The sequence below is a fragment of the Mycobacterium tilburgii genome (genome assembly GCF_902168065.1).
In the GTDB taxonomy this organism is placed as follows: Bacteria; Actinomycetota; Actinomycetes; order Mycobacteriales; family Mycobacteriaceae; genus Mycobacterium; species Mycobacterium tilburgii.
Genome location: NZ_LR655692.1, coordinates 18426 through 44232, shown reverse-complemented (window position 1 = coordinate 44232; position 25807 = coordinate 18426). Strand labels below are relative to the sequence as shown.

17 protein-coding genes, 1 tRNA gene and 9 pseudogenes are annotated in these 25807 nt (G+C 64.9%); 19 read left to right on the top strand and 8 right to left on the bottom strand.

Going from position 1 to position 25807, the window contains the following annotated elements; genetic code table 11:
• Positions 1–13: 13 nt before the first annotated feature.
• The 8 genes from hadA (at position 14) to rplA (ending at position 4288) form a co-directional block, all read left to right on the top strand.
• Positions 14–493 carry a (3R)-hydroxyacyl-ACP dehydratase subunit HadA gene (gene hadA / locus FQ389_RS02755; protein WP_144205987.1) on the top strand — a complete coding sequence of 160 codons (480 nt, stop codon included), beginning with the start codon at positions 14–16 and terminating at the stop codon, positions 491–493.
• Entirely contained in the window at positions 480–908 is a 429-nt protein-coding gene (gene hadB / locus FQ389_RS02750; protein WP_144205986.1) for a (3R)-hydroxyacyl-ACP dehydratase subunit HadB, read from the top strand. Before hadA ends, hadB begins: the two co-directional genes overlap by 14 nt.
• Before the next feature lie 3 nt (positions 909–911).
• Positions 912–1424, top strand: coding sequence for a (3R)-hydroxyacyl-ACP dehydratase subunit HadC (hadC, locus tag FQ389_RS02745; RefSeq protein WP_144205985.1), 513 nt, complete (start codon positions 912–914; stop codon positions 1422–1424).
• A gap of 151 nt (positions 1425–1575) precedes the next feature.
• Positions 1576–1648 (top strand) — tRNA-Trp (locus FQ389_RS02740).
• A gap of 146 nt (positions 1649–1794) precedes the next feature.
• Complete coding sequence (secE, locus tag FQ389_RS02735) at positions 1795–2253, top strand: preprotein translocase subunit SecE (protein WP_144205984.1); 459 nt, start codon at positions 1795–1797, stop codon at positions 2251–2253.
• Positions 2254–2285: 32 nt separating this feature from the next.
• A complete protein-coding gene (gene nusG / locus FQ389_RS02730; protein ID WP_144205983.1) occupies positions 2286–3071 on the top strand; it encodes a transcription termination/antitermination protein NusG in 786 nt (261 codons plus the stop codon).
• Positions 3072–3090: 19 nt separating this feature from the next.
• Positions 3091–3519, top strand: a complete 429-nt coding sequence (gene rplK / locus FQ389_RS02725; RefSeq protein WP_144205982.1) for a 50S ribosomal protein L11 — start codon at positions 3091–3093, stop codon at positions 3517–3519.
• Between the two features lie 61 nt (positions 3520–3580).
• On the top strand, positions 3581–4288 hold the full coding sequence (gene rplA, locus FQ389_RS02720; RefSeq protein WP_144205981.1) for a 50S ribosomal protein L1: 708 nt from the start codon (positions 3581–3583) through the stop codon (positions 4286–4288).
• Positions 4289–4328: 40 nt separating this feature from the next.
• Here rplA and FQ389_RS02715 read toward each other — a convergent pair.
• From FQ389_RS02715 to FQ389_RS02685, 7 genes and pseudogenes are all read right to left on the bottom strand, one after another.
• Positions 4329–5036 (bottom strand): annotated as a pseudogene (locus tag FQ389_RS02715) (RNA polymerase sigma factor); the annotation flags it as partial.
• A 7-nt stretch (positions 5037–5043) separates the two neighbouring features.
• Positions 5044–5742: pseudogene (locus FQ389_RS02710) on the bottom strand (YciI family protein).
• A gap of 93 nt (positions 5743–5835) precedes the next feature.
• Positions 5836–6732 (bottom strand): hydroxymycolate synthase MmaA4, encoded by an 897-nt coding sequence (mmaA4, locus tag FQ389_RS02705; protein ID WP_144205980.1) that lies wholly within the window; start codon positions 6730–6732, stop codon positions 5836–5838.
• A gap of 95 nt (positions 6733–6827) precedes the next feature.
• A pseudogene (locus tag FQ389_RS02700) lies at positions 6828–7559 on the bottom strand (class I SAM-dependent methyltransferase).
• 144 nt (positions 7560–7703) lie between these two features.
• The gene (locus FQ389_RS02695) at positions 7704–8564 is read right to left on the bottom strand and encodes a cyclopropane mycolic acid synthase family methyltransferase (RefSeq protein WP_144205979.1); all 861 of its coding nucleotides are present in this window, start codon (positions 8562–8564) and stop codon (positions 7704–7706) included.
• 100 nt (positions 8565–8664) lie between these two features.
• Positions 8665–9349 (bottom strand): annotated as a pseudogene (locus FQ389_RS02690) (alpha/beta fold hydrolase).
• Positions 9350–9438: 89 nt separating this feature from the next.
• The gene (locus FQ389_RS02685; protein ID WP_186296239.1) at positions 9439–10785 is read right to left on the bottom strand and encodes an ABC1 kinase family protein; all 1347 of its coding nucleotides are present in this window, start codon (positions 10783–10785) and stop codon (positions 9439–9441) included.
• Positions 10786–10853: 68 nt separating this feature from the next.
• Here FQ389_RS02685 and FQ389_RS02680 point away from each other — a divergent pair.
• The 7 genes and pseudogenes from FQ389_RS02680 to rplL all read left to right on the top strand — a co-directional run.
• A pseudogene (locus FQ389_RS02680) lies at positions 10854–12036 on the top strand (NEW3 domain-containing protein); the annotation flags it as partial.
• Positions 12033–12687 (top strand): annotated as a pseudogene (locus tag FQ389_RS02675) (DUF7158 domain-containing protein). The pseudogenes FQ389_RS02680 and FQ389_RS02675, both read left to right, overlap by 4 nt.
• Positions 12632–13096, top strand: a pseudogene (locus FQ389_RS21950) (ROK family protein); the annotation flags it as partial. The pseudogenes FQ389_RS02675 and FQ389_RS21950, both read left to right, overlap by 56 nt.
• Before the next feature lie 44 nt (positions 13097–13140).
• A complete protein-coding gene (locus FQ389_RS21945) occupies positions 13141–13434 on the top strand; it encodes an ROK family protein (RefSeq protein WP_407662735.1) in 294 nt (97 codons plus the stop codon).
• Complete coding sequence (locus tag FQ389_RS21940) at positions 13386–13538, top strand: hypothetical protein (RefSeq protein ID WP_407662728.1); 153 nt, start codon at positions 13386–13388, stop codon at positions 13536–13538. The genes FQ389_RS21945 and FQ389_RS21940 overlap by 49 nt, the downstream gene beginning before the upstream one ends.
• A 262-nt stretch (positions 13539–13800) precedes the next feature.
• Entirely contained in the window at positions 13801–14418 is a 618-nt protein-coding gene (rplJ, locus tag FQ389_RS02665) for a 50S ribosomal protein L10 (RefSeq protein WP_144205978.1), read from the top strand.
• Positions 14419–14450: 32 nt separating this feature from the next.
• Positions 14451–14849: a 50S ribosomal protein L7/L12 gene (gene rplL, locus FQ389_RS02660; RefSeq protein WP_144205977.1), complete on the top strand. Its 399-nt coding sequence runs from the start codon at positions 14451–14453 to the stop codon at positions 14847–14849.
• A 137-nt stretch (positions 14850–14986) separates the two neighbouring features.
• On the opposite strand, the pseudogene FQ389_RS02655 reads toward rplL, so the two are convergent.
• Positions 14987–15385, bottom strand: a pseudogene (locus FQ389_RS02655) (TetR/AcrR family transcriptional regulator); the annotation flags it as partial.
• A gap of 173 nt (positions 15386–15558) precedes the next feature.
• Between FQ389_RS02655 and FQ389_RS02650 the strand changes: the two are divergent.
• The 4 genes and pseudogenes from FQ389_RS02650 to FQ389_RS02635 all read left to right on the top strand — a co-directional run bounded on the left by FQ389_RS02650 (position 15559) and on the right by FQ389_RS02635 (position 25723).
• Positions 15559–16600 (top strand): annotated as a pseudogene (locus tag FQ389_RS02650) (carotenoid oxygenase family protein).
• A gap of 175 nt (positions 16601–16775) precedes the next feature.
• Positions 16776–17786 (top strand): ABC transporter ATP-binding protein, encoded by a 1011-nt coding sequence (locus tag FQ389_RS02645; RefSeq protein WP_186296238.1) that lies wholly within the window; start codon positions 16776–16778, stop codon positions 17784–17786.
• Positions 17787–18235: 449 nt separating this feature from the next.
• The gene (gene rpoB / locus FQ389_RS02640) at positions 18236–21721 is read left to right on the top strand and encodes a DNA-directed RNA polymerase subunit beta (RefSeq protein WP_407662731.1); all 3486 of its coding nucleotides are present in this window, start codon (positions 18236–18238) and stop codon (positions 21719–21721) included.
• A gap of 51 nt (positions 21722–21772) precedes the next feature.
• Entirely contained in the window at positions 21773–25723 is a 3951-nt protein-coding gene (locus FQ389_RS02635; RefSeq protein WP_144205974.1) for a DNA-directed RNA polymerase subunit beta', read from the top strand.
• Positions 25724–25807: the final 84 nt, after the last annotated feature.

Sequence of the window (25807 nt, the reverse complement as noted above, 5' to 3'; positions counted from 1 at the left end):
AGGTTCTGAAGCCGTGCCGTTGACGAAAGACATCGTCGGGATGCACTACCGCTATCCCGACTATTACGAGGTGGAGCGGGAAAAGATCCGGGAGTACGCGACCGCCGTCCAAAACGACGATCCCTCGTATCACGAGGAGGAGGCCGCCGCCGAGCTCGGGTACAAGGGGTTGCTGGCCCCGTTGACGTTTTGCTGCGTGTTCGGCTACAAGGCGCAGTCGGCATTCTTCAAAAGCGCCAAAATCGCGGTGCACGACGCGCAGATCGTTCAGGTCGACCAGGTGCTGAAGTACTTCAAACCCCTGAAGGCCGGTGACCGCCTCTATTGCGACGTGTACGTCGACTCCATGCGTGTTTCGCACGGCAATCAAATCATCGTGACCAAGAACGTGATCACCGACGAAGCAGGTGACATCGTGCAGGAGACCTACACGACCCTGGCGGGCCGTGCCGGCGAGGATGGAGAAGAGGGATTTTCTGATGCCACTTCGTGAGTTCAGCTCGGTGAAGGTGGGTGACCAGCTTCCGGAGAAGATCTACCCGCTGACGCGCCAGGACCTGGTCAACTACGCGGGAGTGTCCGGCGATTTGAACCCCATTCACTGGGACGACGACATCGCCAAGGTCGTCGGGCTGGACACCGCGATCGCCCACGGCATGCTGACGATGGGCATCGGCGGCGGCTATGTCACCTCGTGGATCGGCGACCCCGGCGCGGTCACCGAGTACAACGTGCGGTTCACCGCCGTGGTGCCGGTGCCCAATGATGGCACGGGTGCGGAGCTGGTGTTCAGCGGCCGCGTGAAGTCGATGGATCCCGAGACCAAGTCGGTGACCATCGCCCTCACCGCGACCACCGGCGGCAAAAAAATCTTCGGGCGGGCCATCGCTTCGGCCAAATTGGCGTAGCTCATGGCGCTCAAGACCGATATCCGCGGCATGGTCTGGCGGTATCCGGACTATTTCGTAGTGGGCCGGGAGCAGTTGCGCGAGTTCGCGCGGGCCATCAAATGCGAGCATCCCGCACACTACGATGAGGCCGCGGCGGCCGAGCTGGGCTATGACGCCATCATCGCGCCGCCGACCTTGGTCACGATCTTCGCCAAGTACGTGCAGCTGGACTTCTTCCGCAACGTCGACTTGGGCATGGAAAACCTGGTGATCGTCCAGGTCGAGCAACGTTTCGTGTTCTACAAGCCGATCAAGGCAGGCGACAAGCTGTGGGGGCGTATGGACATCGAGTCCGTCGTCGAGCGGTTCGGCGCCGACATCGTCGTCACCAAGAACATCTGCACCAACGACGACGGCGAGGTCGTGATAGAGGCCTACACCACGTTGGTGGGGCAATATCGGGAAGAAACGGATGACGATTCCATCAAGCTCAGATGGGACTACGAATCGGGGCAGGTCGTCAGAACCGCGTAATTTAGTATCTGGCTCCCGTGCCGATGTACACTCGGACCTCGGGGTTTTCCCATTACAGTGCGCTGTCCGTTAGGTTCGGATCACCGAACGGGGAGCGCGTGTGTCATGTAGGCCCCGGGTAGCTAAGCGCAGGTTGGCCTGCCAACCGCGAAGGGGCGTAGCTCAACTGGCAGAGCAGCGGTCTCCAAAACCGCAGGTTGCAGGTTCAAGTCCTGTCGTCCCTGCAACAACGCGACGTTCGACGACGATGCAGCCGGAACGGCATGAGGAGGAGTCGGATTTTGCGAGACGTGCCATGCTGGACACTGAACCGGGTGTCCGATCAGCTCGGCACGGATCGTGTGATAGCTAGCAAACAAAGGAGCATGCGGTGAGCGACGAAGGCCCCGGTATCGGTGCTGCCAACGACGCTGCACGCGACGACGGCGACACCGAGGCCCGTGCGAGCGGCGGTCGAACGGGCGTGGTGACCAAACCGCAGCGCCCGACCGGTAAGCGGTCCCGGCAGCGCGTGGTCGAAACCGACGACGTGGCCTCTGCGGATGAGGTCGAGACCGCCGCGGAGGCCACGAAGACATCCTCGGCCAAGAAGACCGACAAAAAGATCAAGAAGCCGAAGAAGCCTGGGGACGGGACGGCAAATCCTTTCGTTTTCGTCTTCAACTACCTCAAGCAGGTCGTTGCGGAGATGTGGAAGGTGATCTGGCCGAACCGCAAGCAGATGCTCACCTACACCTCGGTGGTGCTGGTGTTTCTCGCCTTCATGGTGGCGCTGGTAGGCCTGTCTGATTTCGGCCTGACCAAGCTGGCACTGCTGGTGTTCGGCTGAGCTTCGTAAGCATATAGAGAGGACTGAAAACCGTGACTACCTTCGACGGTGACACGTCCGCGGGTGAAACGGTCGACGTGGGAGAGACGGCCCAGGTCTCCGATGTCTCCGGGGCTCCCGAGACTTCGGAAACCCCGGACACCCCGGAGAACCCCGACACTGAGGCCGACGCCGCAACCGCCGAGCTGGATGAGGAAGTCGACCCCGCCGCCGCCCTGAAGGCGGAGCTGCGCAGCAAGCCCGGCGACTGGTATGTCATCCACTCCTACGCCGGCTACGAGAACAAGGTGAAGGCCAACCTCGAGACCCGGGTGCAGAACCTGGACGTGGGCGATTACATATTCCAGGTGGAGGTGCCCACCGAAGAGGTGACCGAGATCAAGAACGGCCAACGCAAGCAGGTCAACCGAAACGTGCTGCCGGGCTACATCCTGGTGCGCATGGATCTGACCGATGACTCGTGGGCTGCGGTGCGTAACACGCCCGGTGTGACGGGATTCGTCGGTGCGACGTCGCGTCCGTCAGCGTTGTGCCTCGACGACGTGGTGAAGTTCCTGCTGCCGCCGGGTTCGTCGAAGAAGTCGGCCAAGGGCGCAACCACGGCCGCCACCACCGAAACCGGTGGCCTGGAACGTCCTGTGGTCGAGGTGGACTACGAGGTCGGCGAGTCGGTGACGGTCATGGACGGCCCGTTTGCGACGCTGCTGGCCACGATCAACGAGGTCAACGCCGAACAGCAGAAGCTCAAGGTGCTGGTGTCGATCTTCGGCCGCGAAACTCCGGTGGAACTCACCTTTACCCAAGTCTCGAAGATCTAGGAAGGAACGTAGGAATCTCATGGCCCCGAAGAAGAAGGTCGCCGGGCTGATCAAGCTCCAAATCGTGGCGGGACAGGCCAACCCGGCTCCGCCGGTGGGACCCGCGCTCGGTCAGCACGGCGTCAACATCATGGAGTTCTGCAAGGCGTACAACGCTGCGACGGAAAACCAGCGCGGCAATGTCATCCCGGTGGAGATCACGGTCTACGAGGACCGCAGCTTCACGTTCGCCCTCAAGACGCCGCCGGCCGCCAAGCTGCTGCTCAAGGCTGCCGGGGTGGGCAAGGGTTCGGCCGAGCCGCACAAGACCAAGGTCGCCAAGGTGACCTGGGACCAGGTGCGCGAGATCGCCGAGACCAAGAAGACCGACCTCAACAGCAACGACATCGACGCCGCCGCCAAGATCATCGCCGGTACCGCCCGGTCGATGGGCATCAACGTCGAATAGGCCCCTAACCGTGGGAGGGCCAGCTTCGGAACTACGACCCAACATCAGATTGGATGAGCAAGTGAGCAAGACCAGCAAGGTATACCGCGCCGCCGCGGAGAAGGTGGACCGCAACAACCTGTACAGCCCGCTCGAGGCGGCCAGGCTTGCCAAGGAGACCGCGTCGGCCAAGCAGGACGCGACCGTCGAGGTGGCGATTCGGCTGGGTGTCGACCCGCGCAAGGCCGACCAGATGGTCCGCGGCACGGTCAATCTGCCGCACGGCACCGGCAAGACGGCCCGCGTCGCGGTGTTCGCCGTCGCTGACAAGGCCGAGCAGGCGCAGGCCGCCGGCGCCGACATCGTCGGCAGCGACGATCTGATCGAGAAGATCCAGGGCGGCTGGCTGGAGTTCGATGCCGCGATCGCGACGCCCGACCAAATGGCCAAGGTCGGTCGTATCGCGCGTGTGCTGGGTCCCCGCGGCCTGATGCCCAACCCCAAGACCGGCACCGTGACCGCCGACGTGGCCAAGGCCGTTTCCGACATCAGGGGCGGCAAGATCAACTTCCGCGTCGACAAGCAGGCCAATCTGCACTTCGTGATCGGCAAGGCGTCGTTTAACGAGAAGAACCTCACGGAGAACTACGGGGCCGCGATCGACGAGGTGATGCGGCTCAAGCCATCCTCTTCCAAGGGCCGTTACCTGAAGAAGGTCACCGTGTCGACGACCACGGGTCCGGGCATCCCGGTCGACCCGTCCGTCACCCGCAACTTCACGGAGGAGTAGCGAACCGGCGCCCAGCGTCGACTTGTCGGGCGTACTAGCCCAATATCGGTACGGCCCCAATGCCGTTCAGTACCAGGTGAGGGCTTCGCCGCGCTGGCCTGCGCCGCAGCAGGTCGGCCCGCAGGGTCGCGACGCCTTCGTCGCACAGTTCGTCGCGTATCGCCGACGGGACCACGGTCGACCAATAGCCCTCGGTGAAAACTTAGTAGATGCAACCCAATACATGCGGTGTGCGCTCGGCCAACAGCTCCGCCGGCGGCTCCCGCAGCGGAATGTTGGCATGGCGAATCTGTTCTTGGCGCGCGTAATTCGCTGACCGATGGCCGTCTCGGTCTGCAGCAGGGCACGCGCGATCTTGGCGACGGTCAAACCGGACACCAGTCGCAACGTCAGCGCCAGTTGCGATTGCCGGTCCAGTGCCGGGTGCGCACACGCGAACATCATCCGCAGCTCGTCGTCGTGCACCGGATGCGATCGGTACGGGCCCTGATCTCGTCCACGAAAGCGGCCAATTCCTTTCCGGGACGGGACGGATTCACGGCGCAGCTGGTCCCGGGCGCGGTTGCGCGCGACGGTCGTCAGCCACCCGCCGGGGCGGTCGGGCACCCCGTCGCGGGGCCAGTTGCGCTGTGCCTCGGCGCAGGCCTCCTGGACGGCGTCCTTGGCGACGGTCAGGTCGCCGGACCACCGCGAGCGCGGCGACCGCCGGGCCCCATTCCCGGCGTAAGACGCCGTCCAGGTCGGTCATCGGGTGGTTAAAGTCCCGAGACTCCTGCGAGTCGCCGCAGCTGCACCGTGGAGGCGGGGATCATCGACGCGATCTTGACGGCCTCGTCGCGGTCCGCGGCGTCGAGCAGGTAGATGCCGGTCGCGATTTCGGCGCTTTCCACGTACGGTCCGTCGGTGACTAGCACCTCGCCGTCGCGCACCCGGACGGCTGTCGCGGTGGACCGATCGTGCAGGGCGGCCCCGCCGATCACGCGGTCACCGGCGGCCGCGTGCAGGTCGGCGTGCTTGGCCGCGACCGCCTCCCACTCCGGGGTGCCCGGCGTGTGCGCGGATTCGGGTGGTTCCAGCAGGAGCGCGAGCCAGTCGTTGCCGGTGAGGGGGCGCGACGGCTCGATCGAGCGGACCTCCGGCCACAGTTCCACCGCGCCGAACGCGGCCTACCGGGATGTCGCGCGCCAGAGCCAGCGCTTCGTCGAGGTTCTCGGCTTTCAACAGGTAGTAGCCGCACGCCACCTCGGCTGCCTCGGCGAAGGGGCCGTCGGTGACCACGGGCGCGTTCGGCCCGCCGGTGATGACCACCGCGTCGGCCGCGGGCGCCAGCGCGTCACCGGCTTTGATCGCCGAACCGGCTTGGCGTGGAAATCCCGCCATGCCTGCATCGCGGCCGGCGGGTCCTTGGGCGTGTGGTTCTGCTCGCTGCTGATCAATAAGGCGAAGTACCGCATGTGTCGTCACCTCCAGGTTGTGAGAGAAGCCCCGTGCGCCATTCTCTACCTATCCGACGAACGACGCAGCATGGATCCGACAGCGGATCAGGGTCAGTTAGCGGCGCCCGGCTTCAAATATGTCACCAGGCTGCAATCCAGCATCTCGTCGCTGAAGTAGTGCTCGCACCCGCGCAGGTACTTGATGTACCGCTCGTAGACCTCTTCGGACGTGACCGAGATGGCCTTCGCCCGGTTGGACTCCAGCGTGTCGCCCCAGATGTGCAGCGTCTTGATGTAATGGGGGCGCAGCGAAAGTGGTTCCGGAACAACAAATCCCGCCTTCTCGCCGTGCTCCACCATCATGCCGGTGGTGGGCAGTCGGCCGCCCGGGAAGATCTCGGTGACGATGAATTTGATGAACCGGGCGGTCTCGAAGGTCAGTTTTTTGCCGCGCGCGGCTATCTCATAGGGGTGGTAGCTGACGCTGCTCTGCACGGTCATCCGCCCGTCGTCGGGCATGAGATCGAAGCACCGCTTGAAGAAGTCTTCGTAGTTCTCGTGCCCGAAGTGCTCGAACGCCTCGATCGAGACGATGCGGTCGACCGGCTCGGTGAAGTCTTCCCAGTTTTGCAGCCGCACCTCGCGGGAGCGATCGGTTTCGATCGCACCCAGCATCTGCTCGCAACGGGCGTGCTGATTCTTCGACAGAGTCAGGCCGATGACGTTGATGTCATAGCGTTCCACGGCGCGGCGCATGGTGGTGCCCCACCCGCAGCCGATGTCCAGCAGGGTCATGCCGGGCCGGAGGTCCAGCTTGTCCAGGTTGAGGTCGATCTTGGCGTACTGGGCTTGCTCGAGGGTCAGCTCCGGCGGCTCGAAGTATGCGCAGCTGTAGGTCCGCGTCTGATCCTGGAACAGCGCAAAGAAGGCGTCGGAAACGTCGTAGTGCGCCTGAATATCTTCAAATCGCGTCCTGATCTTCGTCGAGCCGGTCGGTTGCTCAGCCATAGTCGTGTAGTTCTCCTGACTTCAGATTTCCCTAGGCCGGCTCACCGCCCGCCGAGCTGCCCGGCGGCACCCCCGCGTCGCCCATGCAACAAAGTCTACTTTTCCAGCGTGAACTGGTTGCAGTCGATATAGCCCTTCCGGAACGCGTCGGCGCAGCCGGTCAGGAACTTCATGTACCGTTCGTAGACCTCTTCGGACTGGATCGCGATGGCCTCGTCCCGCCCGGGAAGATCTCGGTGACGATGAACTTGATGAAGCGGGCCATCTCGAAGGTAAGCGGGATGCCGCGCTCGATGCACTGCGGCCCGGTCAGTCCGGTGATCGTGTGCAGCAACATCACCCCCTCACCCAGCAGCAGGGTGTGCGCCATCGCGAAAAAGTCGCTGTAGTGCTCCGGTCCGAAATGCTCGAACGCGCCGATCGACACAATGCGGTCCACCGGCTCGTCGAACTCTTTCCAGTCGGCCAGTAATACCTTTACGCTGCGCAGACTTTCGAGTTGATCGACGGAATTCTGGATGTGGGCTGCCTGGTTCTTCGACAGCGTCAGGCCGATGCCGTTCACGTCGTACTTCTCGACCGCCCGCCGCATCATGGGAGCCCCACCCACAACCGACGTCAAGCAGGGTCATGCCCGGTTGCAGCCCCAGTTTTCCCAATGCCAGGTCGATCTTGGCCACCTGGGCTTCTTCCAGTGTCATGTTGTCGCGCTCGAAATACGCGCAGCTGTAAGTCTGACTGGGATCCAGGAACAATCGGTAACAGTCATCGGACAGGTCGTAGTGTGCCTGGACGTCGGAAAAGTATGGTTCCAGCTTTTGAGCCATGAGTGTTGTGCCCTCCCCACCGAACGCACTCATTCATATATCCCCTGAACTGGGCGCATTCATTATCCAGCTTTACAGGTTTGACGGAGGGCAAACCGCCGCAGTTCAACGCGGCGCATCGGCCGGCGTGTCGGGGGTGTCGTGCTATTTGGTGAGGGTGAACTGGCCGACGTTTGAGATGCCCTTGCGGAACAGGTTCGCGCAGCCGGTCAGGTAGCGCATGAACCGGTCGTAGACCTCTTGGGATTGGATCTCGATGGCGCGTTCGCGGTTGGCCTCCAGGTTGGCCGCCCAGATGTCCAACGTCCGCGCGTAGTGCGGCTGCAGATACTCGGTGTGTTCGAGCGTGAAGCCGCTGTCGCGGGAGTAGTCGACGATGTCGGGTTCGCCGCACATCTGCCCGCCGGGGAAGATCTCCTTGCCGAGGAAGTGCAAAAACCTCAAGTCGGACATCGTGATCGGGATGCCGTGCTCTTTCCAGTACGACTGCGGGTGCGTGAAGATACTGTGCATCAGCATCCGGCTGCCCTCGGGCAGGGTCTCGTAGGCCCAATCCCAGAACGTGGGCCAGCGCTCCTTCTTGAACGCGTCGAAGGCCTCGAAGCTGATGATCCGGTCCACGTGTTCGTCGAACTCTTCCCAGCCCTGCAAGCGTGCCTCGGCGCGCCGGTTGGTGGGAATCGCGGCCAGCTTTTTCTTGGTGCGCGCGTAGTGGTTTCGGCTGAGGGTGATGCCGATGACGTTCACGTCGTACTTCTCGACCGCGCGGACAACCGCTCCGCCCCAGCCGCATCCGACGTCGAGCAGCGTCATCCCCGGCTCCAGGTTCAGTTTGCGCAGGCCGAGATCCAGCTTCGCCAGCTGTGCTTGTTCCAGGGTCATGTCGTCGCGTTCGAAATACGCGCACGTGTAGACCATGTTGGGGTCCAGGAACAACGCAAAGAAGTCGTCCGAAATGTCGTAGGTTGCCTGCGACTCTTCGTAATACGGCTTCAGCTTCGGCACTTTCACTTCCTCCAGATTATTCAAAGCCACAACGCCGTGGGACCTCGCGCGAAACAACGTCGATCGGAAGATCGCCGGGCCGGCTGCTCGACTCCGGGCCTTAGCTGGCCTCGGCGAAATTGCCGGTCAGAACACTGATCACCGAGTCCCACAGCTGCTGTGGCAGATCATGTCCCATTCTGTCGAATAACACCAATCGGGCGCCGCTTATTGCCCGCGCTATCGCCCGTCCGCCCGTGGGCCGCATAAGTTTGTCGGCCCGCCCGTGAATGACAACCGTGGGCGCCACGATGCGCTGATTGTGGTGCACCAGACTTCCGCTGCCCAGGATTGCGCTGAACTGCCCGACGACGCCCTGCGGGGTAATAGTTGCGGTCGTATCCCTCGGCGGCTTCGGCGCGAATTTGCTCGTCGGGTATGCGGTAGCGCGGGCTGCCGATGACCTGCCCACGCGGACCGCGTTGTCGAGGATCACATCGCGCGGTGCGCCCGGCGCCGGGCCCTTGATCAACGACGGCAGTGCGCGCGGCGTCGGCGGCCATGTCTTCGGGCGTGTACGTCGCCTTGCTCGGCAGCCTCACCCACGAGCGCAGCAACCGGGTGACCAGTGGCTGCCCGACGCTGCGCCGTTCGGTCTTGTCGGACAGGCCGACGTCCCGGTTGTCGTAACGGATGATCCGCAGACCGTGGCTGGCGAGCTTTTCGCAGAACTCGGTGCGCCACAGCAGCAGCTGCGCGCCGAGTCCCATGATCAGCAGCACCGGCGAGGCGTCGATATCGCCCATGTCCTCGTAGTAGATCTTCAGGTCGCCCCCCGGCCGCCCAAGATAGTCCCGGAGCTCGCGTAGCCCGTGCGGATCTGCAATGGTCGCCCCTAGACCTCGACGTCGGAGGAATGTTCGCGGCTGACCTCGACCATGAAGTTGGCGAAATACCCTGTGAGCTGCGGATCGGACATCATCTGCCACTTCGGCGCGAGCAGCTTCATGTACCGCTCGACGTAGAGGAACTGCTTGCCGATCAGCACCAGCTCGCGTGGCAGTTTGACGTCGTAGGCGTCGGCCAGTGTCGACAGCTGCCTCCCGATGTCGGCGTAGGACATGTCGCCGAGCGTCTGCATGGTCAGCGGGGTGGCGAATTTCTCCAGGTCCTTGGCGGCCTGGGTCTCGGGCTTCATGGTGCCGACGGCGCCCATCAGCACGACGATTTTGCCGGCCGCCGCGTGGTCCTTCTTGACCAGCAGGGCGTACACGAGTTCGCGCAGCAGCCACCGGGTGCGCGGGTCGATGCGTCCCATGATCCCGAAGTCGAAGAACACGATGCGACCCTGATCGTCGACGTAGAGGTTGCCGGCGTGCAGGTCGCCGTGGAACAGGCCGTGCCGCAGACCGCCTTCGAACAGCGAGAACAGCAGGGCCTTGACCAGTTCGACGCCGTCGAACCCGGCCTTGCGGATCGCCGCGACGTCGTCGATGCGAATGCCGTGCACCCGCTCCATCGTCAGCACCCGGTCGCTGGTGAAGTCCCAGTGCACGGTCGGTACCCGGATGTTCTTGCCCAGCGGGGACACGTGCAGATGCGAAACCCACGCCTCCATCGACTGCGCCTCGAGACGGAAGTTCAGCTCCTCGGCCAGGTTCGCGGCAAAGTCCGCCACCACGTCTTGCGTCGAGAGCCGACGGCCCAGCTTGGTCAGTTCGACGGCCTGGGCGAAACGTTTCAGGATCTGCAGGTCGGCGGCGACCCGGCGACGGATGCCCGGCCGCTGGATCTTCACGACCACCTTTTCGCCGCTGTGCATCGTGGCGTAGTGCACCTGGGCGATCGACGCGGACGCGAATGGTGTTTCTTCCCACTCGGCGAACAGATCGGCCGGGTCGGCGCCCAGCTCATCGACGAACAGCTTGTGCACCTCGTCGGAGTCGGCCGGCGGTACCCGGTCGAGCAGGCCGCGGAATTCGCGGGACAGCGATTCGCCGAAGGCGCCGGGACTGGACGCGATGATCTGACCGAACTTTATGTATGTGGGCCCCAGGTCAGCGAACGTCTGGGGGAGCTGCCTGATCATTTTCTGTTGCCACGGCCCTTTGCCTGGCAATTTGGTGAGGACGCGAGCGGTGGAGCGAGTGACTTGCCAACCAGTGACGGCGACCCGAGCCGCTTCGACCGGCAACGGCACCCTGTCCAGCCTGGCCACCTCGCGGTGTTTGGTAGAAGTCATCCCAGCAGTCTGCCAAATTCAAGTTGGCAACAACCAACACCGGGGTTGACGAGGATCGGCTGGGCGCCGAAATCGCTTCGGTGGCAGCCGATCTCGACTGGCGGCAAGACGATATCCCGTCCCGCAGTGCACAATTCGCGTATCCGCTACGCGCGGTCCGTCCGGGCCCGCGGCGCGGCACGTGGGCGGCCGCCGGGTCGCTGCTGCATGTCGAACCCGCCGACGCCGTGCACCTCGGCGCGCTCAAGGCGGCTGGGAACCCGCTGCCCGCCGGCAAGGCCGAACCGTCGATCCCGCCTCGGTGGCCCTGCGCTTGGTGGAGACGACCGGTTCCCACGCCCGCGTCTCGTCGGATCGACGCTCGGCACGCTGCACGTCACCGGGCTCGCCGACCTGCTCGAGGTGCCGCGGGAAGCCCGGCGATCGATCGAGCTCAGGGCTACCAGGTGACCACCGTGCTGGCCCGGCTGGAACTACCCAAGACCGTCGACCACACTGTCGCACTGGGCCCGGAAGCCGAAGCCGCTCAACCGCTTTACGCCCGCTACTGGCTGCACAATCGCGGACCCGCACCGCTGGGCGGGCTGCCGGCCGTCGCCCACCTGCACCCGCAGCGCGCGACCGCCCCGCCCGGCGGCGAAGTGACATTGCGGCTTACCGCGGTCGGCGACTGCACTGATGCGACGCTGACCGGCACCGTCGTGGTGGTCTGCCCGGATGGCTGGTCGGCGGCGCCGACCCAGCTGCCGTTCCTGCTGGAACCCGGTGAGCACCGGGAAGCCGTTGTGGCGCTGGCCGTTCCGGTCGACGCTGCGCCCGGCCTGTACCCGGTGCGGGCGAAGCTGCGCATCACCGGGCAGGACGTGCCGCCCACATGGTGCCAGCCGGTCGAGGACGTGTGCATCGTCCAGGTCGGTGCGGACCCGCCGGCGGAGTTGGCCTAACCTCATCGGCGGGCCCGGCGAAATCGCGTTGCGCGCCGGGGAGACCGGCCGGTTGACGGTGACGGTGGGCAGCAATGCGGGGGTGGATGTGTCGCTGGAGGCCCATCTGATCAGCCCGTGGGGCACATGGGAGTGGATCGGCCCGGCCGAGCTCGGCGCGGTCCTGCCAGCCGGCGGCAGCGCCGAGCTCGGCTTCAATGTTCGCCCGCCGGCGTGGCTGACCCTCGGCCAATGGTGGGCGCTGATCCGGATCGGCTGCGCCGGACAGCTGATCTACTCGCCCGCGGTTACAGTGACGGTGCCATGAGCGTCGCCTGGGTCGCCACCGTCGCGGTCGAGGAGCTCGACGCGGCGGAGGCGCGGCTACGCGACGGTCCCCGCGCGTCCGCGCTGCCGGACCGCAGTACCAGCGAGGGCCGGCAATTGCGGCGATGGCTCACTCAGCTCCTGGTGACCGAGCGGGTGATCGCCGCCGAGGCCGCGGCGCGGGGGTTGACCGGCGACCGGACGCCGTCCGAGGCCAAGGTGTTGCTCGACCTCACCGCGCGGCTGGAGATCGGCAGCGTCGCGGCGGCGGTGTTGGCCGATCCGCGGGCGCGGGCGCTCTACGCCGACGTGACCATTGCGGTCGAGATCGGCGACGACGACGTCGCCGCCTACCACGCCCGCAATCCGCTGCGGTTCGCCGAGCCGAGCCCCGACCGGGACGGCTGGCGCACGCCGTCGCGGGCGGCACCGCCGCTGGCCCGGGTGCGGCCCGCGATCGCCGGGCACCTGCTGGGCGCCCTCGGCGTCGCGCCTTCCGGCTGTGCTGGATGCGCGGCGTGCCGAGCTCGTCCGGCTCGCCGCGGGTTACGAGCACACCGGCGACCCCCGCCAACACCCACAGGCACTGAGCGAATATGTTTACCCTCTGTCTGGACATTGGTGGCACGAAAATTGCTGCGGGCCTAGCTAATTCGGAAGGCGCGCTGGTGCACACCATCACCCGGCCCACCCCGCCGGGCGGGTCCGGCGAACAGGTGTGGGACGTCGTCGACGCTGTCGTCGCCGAAGCGCTGACGTCGGCCGGCGGCGCGGTACGCGCGGTGGGGATCGCCTCGGCCGGGCCGATCGACCTGCCCCGCGGGACCGTGAGCCCGATCAACATCCCCGGCTGGCGAGGGTTTCCGGTGCGGGACCGGGTCGCGGCCGCGGTGCCCGGCGTTCCGGTAAGGCTCGACGGCGACGGCATCTGTATGGCGCCCGGCGAGCACTGGCACGGCGTCGGCCGCGGTGCGGGATTCCTGCTGGGGATGGTCGTGTCGAACCGGGGTCGGCGGTGGGTTGGTGCTGGGCGGTAGCCGTACACCGGGCGCAGCGGCAATGCGGGTCACGTCGGTCATGTGGTGGTCGAGCAGGGCGGCGAGCGGTGCAGCTGCGGGGGGGCCGCGGCTGCGTCGAGACGGTGGCGTTCGGGCCGTGGTTGGTGCGATGGGCCCGGGCCAACGGTTGGTCGGCGCCCGTCGGCGCCGGGGCACGCGACCTGGCCGCCGCCGCGGCGGCGGGGAACGACATCGCGCTGTGCGCGTTCGACCGCGGCGCAACCGGACTGGCGGCGATGATCGCCTCGGTGGCCGCGGTGTGCGACCTGGACCTGGTCGTCGTCGGTGAGGCGTGGCGAAATCCGGTCTGCTGCTCTTCGACCCGCTGCGTGCGGCGCTGAACGACTACGCCGGCCTGGACTTTCTGAGCGGCCTGCGGGTGGTGCCAGCCGAGCTGGGCGGCGAGGCGGGCCTGGTCGGCGCGGCCCGCCTCGCGGGTCTGTAAGCCGCGGTCGCCCAACTGAGCCGTTTTGGCTGAGCAGGGCGGGTCACGCTATCCTTGGTCCCGATCCACCGAAGACCGTCGGTCACCGAGCAATCGGTCGAAGGTCCGGGACCATCCCGGCGGCCCACGCAGGAGGACGAGGCAGTACCGCTGGCGCCCGCGCCGGTTATATTCACGCCCCGTGCCGCTTCCTGCGCCGGGGCGTTCGTCGTTCCTCGGGTGATCACAGACGATACGTCGAACTTTCACCGAGGAGGTATGTATGGCAAAAGCCGACAAGGCCACCGCCGTTGCCGACATCGCCGAGCAATTCAGCGCCTCAACCGCAACCGTCATCACTGAATACCGCGGGCTGACGGTCGCCAACCTGGCCGAGCTGCGCCGCTCGCTGGCGGGTTCGGCCACCTACACCGTGGCCAAAAACACGCTGATCAAGCGCGCGGCGACGGAGGCGGGCATCGAGGTACTCGACGAGCTGTTCGTCGGCCCGACGGCCATCGCGTTCGTCAAGGGCGAGCCGGTGGACGCCGCCAAGGCCATCAAGACCTTCGCCAAGGAGAACAAGGCGCTGGTTATCAAGGGTGGCTACATGGACGGCCACCCCCTGATGGTGGCCGAGGTCGAGCGCATCGCCGACCTGGATTCGCGCGAGGTGCTGCTGGCCAAGCTGGCCGGCGCCATGAAGGGCAACCTGGCCAAGGCGGCCGGGCTGTTCAACGCGCCGGCCTCGCAGCTGGCCCGCTTGGCGGCGGCCCTGCAGGAGAAGAAGGCTTCCGAACCGGCTCCCGCCGCGGCTGCAGAAGCGGCCCCCGTCCCAGAAACCGCCCCGGAAGAAACAGCTTCGGAAGCTCCCGCCGAGACCTCGGCTGACGCCGAATAACTCAAACCCCCAAATCAGGAAGGACCCACACCATGGCAAAAATCTCTACTGACGACCTGCTTGACGCATTCAAGGAAATGACCCTGCTCGAGCTCTCCGACTTCGTGAAGAAGTTCGAGGAGACCTTCGAGGTCACAGCGGCCGCTCCGGTCGCCGTCGCCGCCGCCGGTGGCGGTGGTGCTGCCGGCGGCGGTGCCGCCGAGGCCGCCGAGGAGCAGTCGGAGTTCGACGTCATCCTCGAGTCCGCCGGCGACAAGAAGATCGGCGTGATCAAGGTGGTCCGTGAGATCGTCTCCGGCCTGGGCCTCAAGGAGGCCAAGGACCTGGTCGACGGTGCTCCCAAGCCGATGCTGGAGAAGGTCGCCAAGGAGGCCGCCGACGAGGCCAAGACCAAGCTCGAGGCCGCCGGCGCCACCGTCACCGTCAAGTAGCCCGCTTCACACGCAAACCCCCCGGGACCCCTGGTTTTAGGAGTACCGGGGGTTTCGTGCGTTCACACCCTTCAGGACGGGTCGAGGCTCTCAGCGACTGGGCCACTCGTTCGGTTGAATCACCCAGCGCCACAAGTAAATTTGATGTGCTCGTCGATCTCGGCGACCGTCAGCGTCAGCACGTTGTGCGCGTTGATGCCGTGTGCGCTGGTGCTGCCGAATATCAGTCGATACATGTGCGGCCGCTCGATCGCGTAGCGCCGGTACGCGGCGCCGACCCGGAGAACAGGTCCGCGACCGGATCCTCCGTCGGCGGCACCGTCAACGCCGCGTCGAACTGGCGCAACCCCTCATCGGCGACCGCCGCGATCTAGCGACCGCATGCCGCCGAAGTGGGTGTACACCGCCATCGTCGAGGTGCCCGCGGCGCTGGTCACCTTGCGGGTCTGCAGGGCATCGGGCCCGTCGTTGTCGAGCAGGTTCACCGCCGCGTGCAGCATCTCGTCGCGAACGCTACGCCGAAGCTCCGAAGTCATCTCATCAGTTTTCTCTAAGCACTTCTTTAGTACTTCAAAGTACTTCTCTAGCAGGCCCTTGCCCTTGCCGCGGCGCCAGCTTACCATACCTAATAACGCTGAAATATCAATGTTATAGGTTATAGCGAGCTCAGCAGTGACTTCCACCCCGATCACCAAAGTGCGTAACCCCTATCTCGAGGATTGAGGATTTCCTGGCACCTGTGAGTGCCGAGGTGACCGCGACCGACCTGCCTGTCACCAGACAGATCCCGGAACACCTCAACGGCCGCTACCTGCGCAACGGGCCGAACCCGGCCGCCGAGATCGATCCGGCGACCTACCGCTGGTTCACCGGCGACGCGGTGGTCCACGGCGTGGCGCGACAGCAAGGCTGTGCTGGTATAGCAACCGGTGGGTCCGCACACCACCCGTGTGTGCCGCCCTGGGGGAGCCGCAACCCACCGGACTGAACCCGTACGCCGGCATGTTGTCGGTCGGACACAACACCAACGTGCTGACCCACGCGGGGCGCACGCTGGCGCTCGTCGAGGGCGGCGGCGCCAACTAAGAACTCACCGACGAGCTGGACACGGTCGGGCCCTGCGACTTCGACGGGACCCTGTTCGGCGGCTACACCCCGTACCCGCACCGGGATCCGCACACCGGCGAACTGCAACGCGGTGTCCTAACCCTTTCGGGCGCGGCCGCACCGTGCACTACTCCGTGATCGACATCGCGGGCCGCGCGCGCCGCACCATCGACATCGAGGTGACCGGGTCGCCGGTGATGCACGATTTCTCGCTGACCACCGGGGCGGTTTCCACCGAATGCCGCGACGACCGGCCGCAGGAGTTCCCGCGCATCGATGAAAGCTTGCTGGGCAGTTGGCGTTGGTTCGGCTATACCGTCGGCATGGATGGCGGCTACTTGTCGAGCGGGGCGACCGAGATGACCAGCGCGCTACAAGCACGACTACGCGACAGGATACAGCGTCGTTGCCGCGCTCGATCCGGACCTTTTGCTCGGCAAGATGTCCTTTGTGCCGAACCCGGCGAACGGAGCGGGCGCGCGTGCCGAGGATGACGGCGTGCTGATGGGTACGGCTATCACCGCGGCCGTGATGAAGGGCAATTACTCTTGCTCGACGCGCAAACGCTCGAGTCGATCGCCACGATCCACCAGCCCCAGCGCGTACCGATGGGCTTCCACGGCAACTGGGCTCCGACCGTTTGACCCCTTTACCGCTGCTCCGATGACCATTAGCCTGCGTCTAAGGGTGGGGGTCTCGAGTCTGCTAATTTTTCCTCCGGTGCTGCACAACTACTGCTGTGCTGGTGCAGGCGTGCACTACAGTGACTCAAGCTACACAAAGGGGCAGGTGGCAGCAGGTGTCGACGGAAGGATTCCTATGGGCGTCGCTATCGAGGTCAGCGGTCTGACCAAATCCTTCGGCTCCTCGAGGATTTGGGAAGACGTGACCCTGGATATCCCCGCCGGGGAGGTCAGCGTTTTGCTGGGCCCGTCGGGTACCGGTAAGTCGGTGTTTTTGAAATCCCTGATCGGCCTTCTTCGTCCGGAACGTGGCTCGATTGTCATCGACGGCACCGACATCATCGAGTGCTCCGCCAAGGAGCTCTACGAGATTCGGACTCTTTTCGGTGTGCTGTTCCAGGACGGCGCGCTGTTCGGGTCGATGAATCTGTATGACAACACCGCCTTTCCGCTGCGCGAGCACACCAAGAAGAAGGAAAGCGAAATCCGTGACATCGTCATGGAGAAGCTGGAGATGGTGGGTCTCGGGGGAGACGAGAAAAAGTTCCCCGGTGAGATATCCGGTGGTATGCGCAAGCGTGCCGGCCTGGCCCGCGCCCTGGTGTTGGACCCACAAATCATCCTCTGTGACGAGCCTGACTCCGGTCTGGACCCCGTTCGTACCGCTTACCTGAGTCAGCTGATCCTAGACATCAACGCCCAGATCGACGCGACCATCCTGATCGTGACGCACAACATCAACATCGCCCGCACGGTGCCGGACAACATCGGCATGTTGTTCCGTAAGCGCCTGGTGATGTTCGGGCCCCGCGAGGTCTTGTTGACCAGCGACGAGCCCGTCGTGCGCCAATTCCTCAACGGCCGACGCATCGGACCGATCGGTATGTCCGAGGAGAAGGACGAGGCGACCATGGCCGAAGAGCAGGCGCTGCTCGACCAGGGTCACCACGCCGGCGGCACCGAACAGATCGAGGGCGTGCCGCCGCAGATCACGGCGACGCCAGGCATGCCGGAGCGCAAGGGTGTGGCCCGCCGCCAGGCCCGGGTGCGGGAGATGTTGCACACCCTGCCGAAGAAGGCGCAGGCCGCGATTCTCGACGACCTCGAGGGCACGCACCGGTACCAGGCGCACGAGTTCGGCGACTAGTCCCCGCCCCCAATCGCTCCCCCGCGTAGCCCCCGCTCGGCGGGTCGGCTGCTCGTGGCGCGTCGAGAACAGCCGGAGGCGGGGGCCGCAAGATTTTCTCACAACTTGCGGTGCGTTCCTCTTGACGACAAGAGCGCGGACACGTAAATTTGTAAGACAGCATGTACCCACGGGATAGTCGAGACGCCTGCCAGCGCCGGTACTCCCTGAATGGTTAGTTGAAGAATGCGCGCGCCTGCGCTATTGTTGGACGTTGCGTTGGCTACTTCTTGCCCGCCCTCACCCGCCACCGTGGTCCTTAGTCTGAGCCTTTTTCTGCAGCTCAGCTATTTAGTTGTGGGCGTGAGAGTCGGGTAGATCGTTCGCCGGCATAACCGACACAATTCGCGGCGAACAGGTCCGGTGGCCCCGGTTCTCGTGAGTCGCACGAGGTGCTGGAAGGATGCATCTTGGCAGATTCTCGCCAGAGCAAGACGGACTCCTCTAGTTCTAACAACTCCGTGCCCGGATCACCTGACCGAGTTTCTTTCGCCAAGCTTCGCGAACCGCTTGAGGTTCCGGGGCTGCTCGACGTGCAGACCGACTCCTTTGAGTGGTTGATCGGCTCGCCGCGTTGGCGTGAGATCGCCGCCGCTCGCGGCGAACTCAACCCGGTTGGTGGCCTCGAAGAGGTGCTGTACGAGCTGTCGCCGATCGAGGATTTCTCCGGCTCGATGTCGCTGTCGTTCTCCGACCCCCGCTTCGACGAAGTCAAGGCGCCGGTGGACGAGTGCAAAGACAAGGACATGACGTACGCGGCACCGCTGTTCGTCACGGCCGAATTCATCAACAACAACACCGGTGAGATCAAGAGCCAGACGGTCTTCATGGGCGACTTCCCGATGATGACCGAAAAGGGCACGTTCATTATCAACGGGACCGAGCGTGTCGTGGTCAGCCAGCTGGTCCGCTCGCCCGGTGTGTATTTCGACGAGACGATCGACAAGTCGACCGAGAAGCTGCTGCACAGCGTCAAGGTGATCCCGAGCCGCGGCGCCTGGCTGGAGTTCGACGTCGACAAGCGCGACACCGTCGGTGTGCGCATCGACCGCAAGCGTCGTCAGCCTGTCACCGTGCTGCTCAAGGCCCTCGGCTGGACCAACGAGCAGATCACGGAGCGGTTCGGCTTCTCCGAGACCATGATGTCGACGCTGGAGAAGGACAACACCGCCGGCACCGACGAGGCGCTGCTGGACATCTACCGCAAGCTGCGTCCGGGCGAGCCGCCGACTAGGGAGTCCGCGCAGACCCTGCTGGAGAACCTCTTCTTCAAGGAGAAGCGCTACGACCTGGCCCGGGTGGGCCGCTACAAGGTCAACAAGAAGCTGGGGCTGCACGCCGGCGAGCCGATCACGTCGTCGACGCTGACCGAGGAAGACGTCGTCGCCACCATCGAGTACCTGGTGCGCTTGCACGAGGGCCAGCCGACGATGACGGTCCCCGGTGGGGTCGAGGTGCCGGTGGAGACCGACGACATCGACCACTTCGGCAACCGCCGCCTACGCACCGTGGGCGAGCTGATCCAGAACCAGATCCGGGTCGGCATGTCGCGCATGGAGCGGGTGGTCCGCGAGCGGATGACCACTCAGGACGTCGAGGCCATCACGCCGCAGACCCTGATCAACATCCGCCCGGTCGTGGCGGCGATCAAGGAGTTCTTCGGCACTAGCCAGCTGTCGCAGTTCATGGACCAGAACAACCCGCTGTCGGGTCTGACCCATAAGCGCCGGTTGTCGGCCCTGGGCCCCGGTGGTCTGTCGCGTGAGCGTGCGGGCCTCGAGGTCCGTGACGTGCACCCGTCGCACTACGGCCGGATGTGTCCGATCGAGACTCCGGAGGGTCCGAACATCGGTCTGATCGGATCGCTGTCGGTGTACGCGCGGGTCAACCCGTTCGGGTTCATCGAGACTCCGTACCGCAAGGTGGTCGACGGTGTGGTCACCGACCAGATCGACTACCTGACCGCCGACGAGGAGGACCGCCACGTCGTGGCGCAGGCCAACTCGCCGATCGACGCCGACGGCCGCTTCGAAGAGTCGCGTGTGCTGGTTCGCCGCAAGGCGGGCGAGGTCGAATACGTCCCGTCGTCCGAGGTGGACTACATGGACGTGTCGCCGCGCCAGATGGTGTCGGTGGCCACGGCCATGATCCCGTTCCTTGAGCACGACGACGCTAACCGTGCCCTGATGGGTGCCAACATGCAGCGCCAGGCGGTTCCGCTGGTACGCAGCGAGGCCCCGCTGGTCGGCACCGGCATGGAGCTGCGCGCCGCGATCGATGCCGGCGATGTCGTTGTCGCCGACAAGTCCGGGGTTATCGAGGAGGTGTCCGCCGACTACATCACCGTGATGGCCGACGACGGCACCCGGCACACCTACCGGATGCGTAAGTTCGCCCGGTCTAACCACGGCACCTGCGCGAACCAGTCGCCAATCGTCGACGCGGGCGACCGCGTCGAGGCGGGCCAGGTCATCGCCGACGGCCCGTGCACCCAGAACGGTGAGATGGCCCTGGGCAAGAACCTGCTGGTGGCGATCATGCCGTGGGAAGGCCACAACTACGAGGACGCGATCATCCTGTCCAACCGGCTGGTTGAGGAGGACGTGCTCACCTCGATCCACATCGAGGAGCACGAGATCGACGCCCGCGACACCAAGCTGGGCGCCGAGGAGATCACCCGGGACATCCCGAACGTCTCCGACGAGGTGCTGGCCGACTTGGACGAGCGGGGCATCGTGCGCATCGGCGCCGAGGTTCGCGACGGCGACATCCTGGTCGGCAAGGTCACCCCGAAGGGTGAGACCGAGCTGACCCCGGAGGAGCGGCTGCTGCGGGCGATCTTCGGCGAGAAGGCCCGCGAGGTCCGCGACACGTCGTTGAAGGTGCCGCACGGTGAGTCCGGCAAGGTCATCGGCATCCGCGTGTTTTCCCGCGAGGATGACGACGAGCTGCCGGCCGGCGTCAACGAGCTGGTCCGCGTCTATGTGGCCCAGAAGCGCAAGATCTCCGACGGTGACAAGCTGGCCGGACGCCACGGCAACAAGGGTGTCATCGGCAAGATCCTGCCCGTCGAGGACATGCCCTTCTTGCCAGACGGCACGCCCGTCGACATTATCCTGAACACGCACGGTGTGCCGCGACGGATGAACATCGGTCAGATCCTGGAAACCCACCTCGGGTGGGTCGCCAAGGCTGGCTGGGACATCGAAGGCACGCCGGACTGGGCGGCGAACCTGCCGGAGCAGTTGCGGCACGCTCAGCCGGACCAGATCGTGTCAACTCCGGTGTTCGACGGTGCCAAGGAGGAGGAGCTGCAGGGTCTGTTGTCCTGCACGCTGCCCAACCGCGACGGCGACGTGATGGTGGATGCCGACGGCAAGGTGGTGCTGTTTGACGGCCGCAGTGGCGAGCTGTTCCCGTACCCGGTGACCGTTGGCTACATGTACATTATGAAGCTGCACCACTTGGTGGACGACAAGATCCACGCGCGCTCGACGGGTCCGTACTCGATGATCACCCAGCAGCCGTTAGGTGGTAAGGCGCAGTTCGGTGGACAGCGGTTCGGTGAGATGGAGTGCTGGGCCATGCAGGCCTACGGCGCGGCGTACACGTTGCAGGAGCTGTTGACCATCAAGTCCGACGACACCGTCGGTCGGGTCAAGGTGTACGAGGCGATCGTCAAGGGCGAGAACATCCCCGAGCCGGGCATCCCAGAGTCGTTCAAGGTGCTACTCAAGGAGCTGCAGTCGCTGTGCCTCAACGTTGAGGTGCTCTCCTCCGATGGTGCGGCCATCGAGCTGCGCGAAGGCGAGGACGAGGACCTTGAGCGCGCAGCAGCGAACCTGGGAATCAACCTGTCGCGCAACGAATCTGCGTCCGTCGAGGATCTCGCTTAGCGCGACCTAGCATTAAATCGTTACTGAACCCGCAAGGGGAAAGGGAGTTACGTGCTCGACGTCAACTTCTTCGATGAACTCCGTATCGGTTTGGCGACCGCGGAGGACATCAGGCAATGGTCTTACGGCGAGGTCAAGAAGCCGGAGACGATCAACTACCGCACGCTGAAGCCGGAGAAGGACGGCCTGTTCTGCGAGAAGATCTTCGGACCGACTCGCGACTGGGAGTGCTACTGCGGCAAGTACAAGCGCGTGCGTTTCAAGGGCATCATTTGTGAGCGCTGCGGCGTCGAGGTGACTCGCGCCAAGGTGCGTCGCGAGCGGATGGGCCACATCGAGCTGGCCGCGCCGGTCACGCACATCTGGTACTTCAAGGGTGTGCCGAGCCGGTTGGGCTACCTGCTTGACCTGGCACCGAAGGATCTCGAGAAGATCATCTACTTCGCGGCCTATGTGATCACCTCGGTCGACGAGGAGATGCGGCACAACGAGTTCTCCACGCTCGAGGCCGAGATGGTGGTAGAGCGCAAGGGTGTCGAGGACCAGCGTGACGCGGATCTGGAGGCACGTGCCCAGAAGCTGGAGGCCGACTTGGCCGCGCTGGAGGCCGAGGGCGCGAAAGCCGATGCGCGACGCAAGGTTCGGGACAGCGGCGAGCGTGAGATGCGTCAGATCCGCGACCGGGCCCAGCGCGAGCTGGACCGGTTCGAGGACATCTGGACGACGTTCACCAAGCTGGCTCCCAAGCAGCTGATCGTCGACGAGAACCTCTACCGCGAGCTGGTCGACCGCTACGGCGAGTACTTCACCGGTGCCATGGGCGCGGAGTCGATCCAGAAGCTGATCGAGAACTTCGACATCGACGCCGAGGCCGAGATGCTGCGCGACGTCATTCGGAACGGCAAGGGGCAGAAGAAGCTTCGTGCACTGAAGCGGCTGAAGGTCGTCGCGGCGTTCCAGCAGTCGGGCAACTCGCCGATGGGCATGGTGCTCGATGCGGTGCCGGTGATCCCGCCGGAGCTGCGTCCGATGGTGCAGCTCGACGGTGGCCGGTTCGCGACCAGCGACCTCAACGACCTGTACCGCCGCGTGATCAACCGCAATAACCGCCTCAAGAGGCTGATCGACCTCGGCGCGCCCGAGATCATCGTCAACAACGAGAAGCGGATGTTGCAGGAGTCCGTCGACGCGCTGTTCGACAACGGCCGTCGCGGCCGTCCGGTCACCGGGCCGGGCAACCGTCCGCTCAAGTCGCTGTCGGATCTGCTCAAGGGTAAGCAGGGCCGGTTCCGGCAGAACCTGCTCGGTAAGCGTGTCGACTACTCGGGCCGTTCGGTCATCGTGGTCGGTCCGCAGCTCAAGCTGCACCAGTGCGGTCTGCCCAAGCTGATGGCGCTGGAGCTGTTCAAGCCGTTCGTGATGAAGCGTCTGGTGGACCTCAACCACGCGCAGAACATCAAGAGCGCCAAGCGCATGGTCGAGCGCCAGCGTCCCCAGGTGTGGGACGTGCTCGAAGAAGTCATCGCGGAGCACCCCGTGCTGCTGAACCGCGCGCCCACCCTGCACCGCCTCGGTATTCAGGCTTTCGAGCCAATGCTGGTGGAGGGCAAGGCTATTCAGCTGCACCCGTTGGTGTGTGAGGCGTTCAACGCCGACTTCGACGGTGACCAGATGGCGGTGCACTTGCCGCTGAGTGCCGAGGCGCAGGCCGAGGCTCGCATCCTGATGCTGTCGAGCAACAACATCTTGTCGCCTGCGTCCGGCCGTCCGCTGGCCATGCCGCGACTCGACATGGTGACCGGTCTGTACTACCTGACCACCGAGGTGGCCGGGGCCGACGGCGAATACCAGCCGGCGGCCAAGGATCAGCCGGAGGTCGGCGTGTACTCTTCGCCAGCCGAGGCCATCATGGCGTCGGACCGCGGTGTGCTCTCGGTGCGGGCCAAGATCAAGGTGAGGTTGACGGAGCTGCGTCCGCCGGCCGAGATCGAGGCGGAGTTGTTCGGCCAAAACGGTTGGCAGCCAGGCGATGCGTGGATGGCCGAGACGACCCTGGGTCGGGTGCTGTTCAACGAACTGCTGCCGCTGGGCTACCCGTTCGTGAACAAGCAGATGCACAAGAAGGTTCAGGCCAAGATCATCAACGACCTGGCCGAGCGCTACCCGATGATCATGGTCGCGCAGACCGTGGACAAGCTAAAGGACGCCGGTTTCTACTGGGCGACCCGCAGCGGTGTCACGGTCTCGATGGCCGACGTGCTGGTGCCGCCGCGTAAGAAGGAGATCCTCGACCACTACGAGGACCGGGCCGACAAGGTCGAAAAGCAGTTCCAGCGTGGTGCTTTGAACCATGACGAGCGCAATGAGGCGCTGGTGGAGATTTGGAAGGAAGCCACCGACGAGGTCGGTAAGGCGCTGCGGGAGCACTACCCCAGCGACAACCCGATCATCACAATCGTCGACTCGGGCGCCACGGGTAACTTCACCCAGACCCGGACGTTGGCCGGTATGAAGGGTCTGGTGACCAACCCGAAGGGTGAGTTCATCCCGCGTCCGGTCAAGTCGTCGTTCCGCGAGGGCCTGACCGTGCTGGAGTACTTCATCAACACCCACGGTGCTCGAAAGGGCTTGGCGGACACCGCGTTGCGTACCGCCGATTCCGGGTACCTGACCCGTCGTCTGGTGGACGTGAGCCAGGACGTCATCGTCCGCGAACACGACTGCCAGACCGAGCGCGGCATCATCGTCAAGATGGCCGAGCGTCAGCCCGACGGCAGCCTGATCCGTGACCCGTACATCGAAACCTCGGCGTACGCACGGACTTTGGGTGCCGACGCGGTCGACGAGGCGGGCAACGTGGTCGTCGCGCGCGGCGAGGACCTGGGCGATCCGGAGATCGAGGCCCTGCTGGGCGCGGGCATCACGTCGGTCAAGGTGCGTTCGGTGCTGACCTGCACCACGGGTACCGGTGTGTGCGCGACCTGCTACGGGCGTTCGATGGCGACCGGCAAGCTGGTCGACATCGGCGAGGCTGTCGGCATCGTGGCCGCGCAGTCCATCGGTGAGCCCGGCACGCAGCTGACCATGCGTACCTTCCACCAGGGTGGTGTCGGTGAGGACATCACCGGTGGTCTGCCGCGGGTGCAGGAGCTGTTCGAGGCCCGGGTGCCGCGAGGCAAGGCGCCGATCGCCGACGTCACCGGGCGGGTCCAGCTCGAGGATGGTGACCGTTTCTACAAGATCACCATCATTCCGGACGACGGCGGCGAGGAAGTCGTTTACGATAAGCTCTCGAAGCGGCAGCGGCTGCGTGTGTTCAAGCACGAAGACGGTTCCGAGCGGGTGCTGTCCGACGGCGACCACGTCGAAGTGGGCCAGCAGCTGATGGAAGGCTCGGCCGACCCGCACGAGGTGCTGCGCGTGCAGGGCCCCCGCGAGGTGCAGATCCACCTGGTCCGCGAGGTCCAGGAAGTCTACCGCGCTCAGGGTGTGTCGATCCACGACAAGCACATCGAGGTGATCGTGCGCCAGATGTTGCGCCGGGTCACCATCATCGACTCGGGCGCGACGGAGTTCCTGCCCGGTTCGCTGATCGACCGTGCGGAGTTCGAGGCGGAGAACCGCCGGGTGGTGGCCGAGGGCAGCGAGCCCGCGGCCGGTCGTCCGGTGCTGATGGGGATCACGAAGGCGAGCCTGGCCACCGACTCTTGGCTGTCCGCGGCGTCGTTCCAGGAGACCACGCGAGTGCTGACCGACGCGGCGATCAACTGCCGCAGCGACAAGCTCAACGGTCTGAAGGAGAACGTGATCATTGGAAAGCTGATCCCGGCCGGCACCGGCATCAACCGGTACCGCAACATCCAGGTGCAGCCGACCGAAGAGGCCCGCGCCGCGGCGTACACGATTTCGTCCTACGAGGATCAGTACTACAGCCCGGACTTCGGTCAGGCCACCGGTGCCGCGGTTCCGCTGGACGACTACGGCTACAGCGATTACCGCTAATTGCTGACGAAAAAGCCCCCGCCTCGTGCGGGGGCTTTTTCGTGCCGGCTACCCGCGCGAGAAGCCGTCGCGTCGCACCGGATC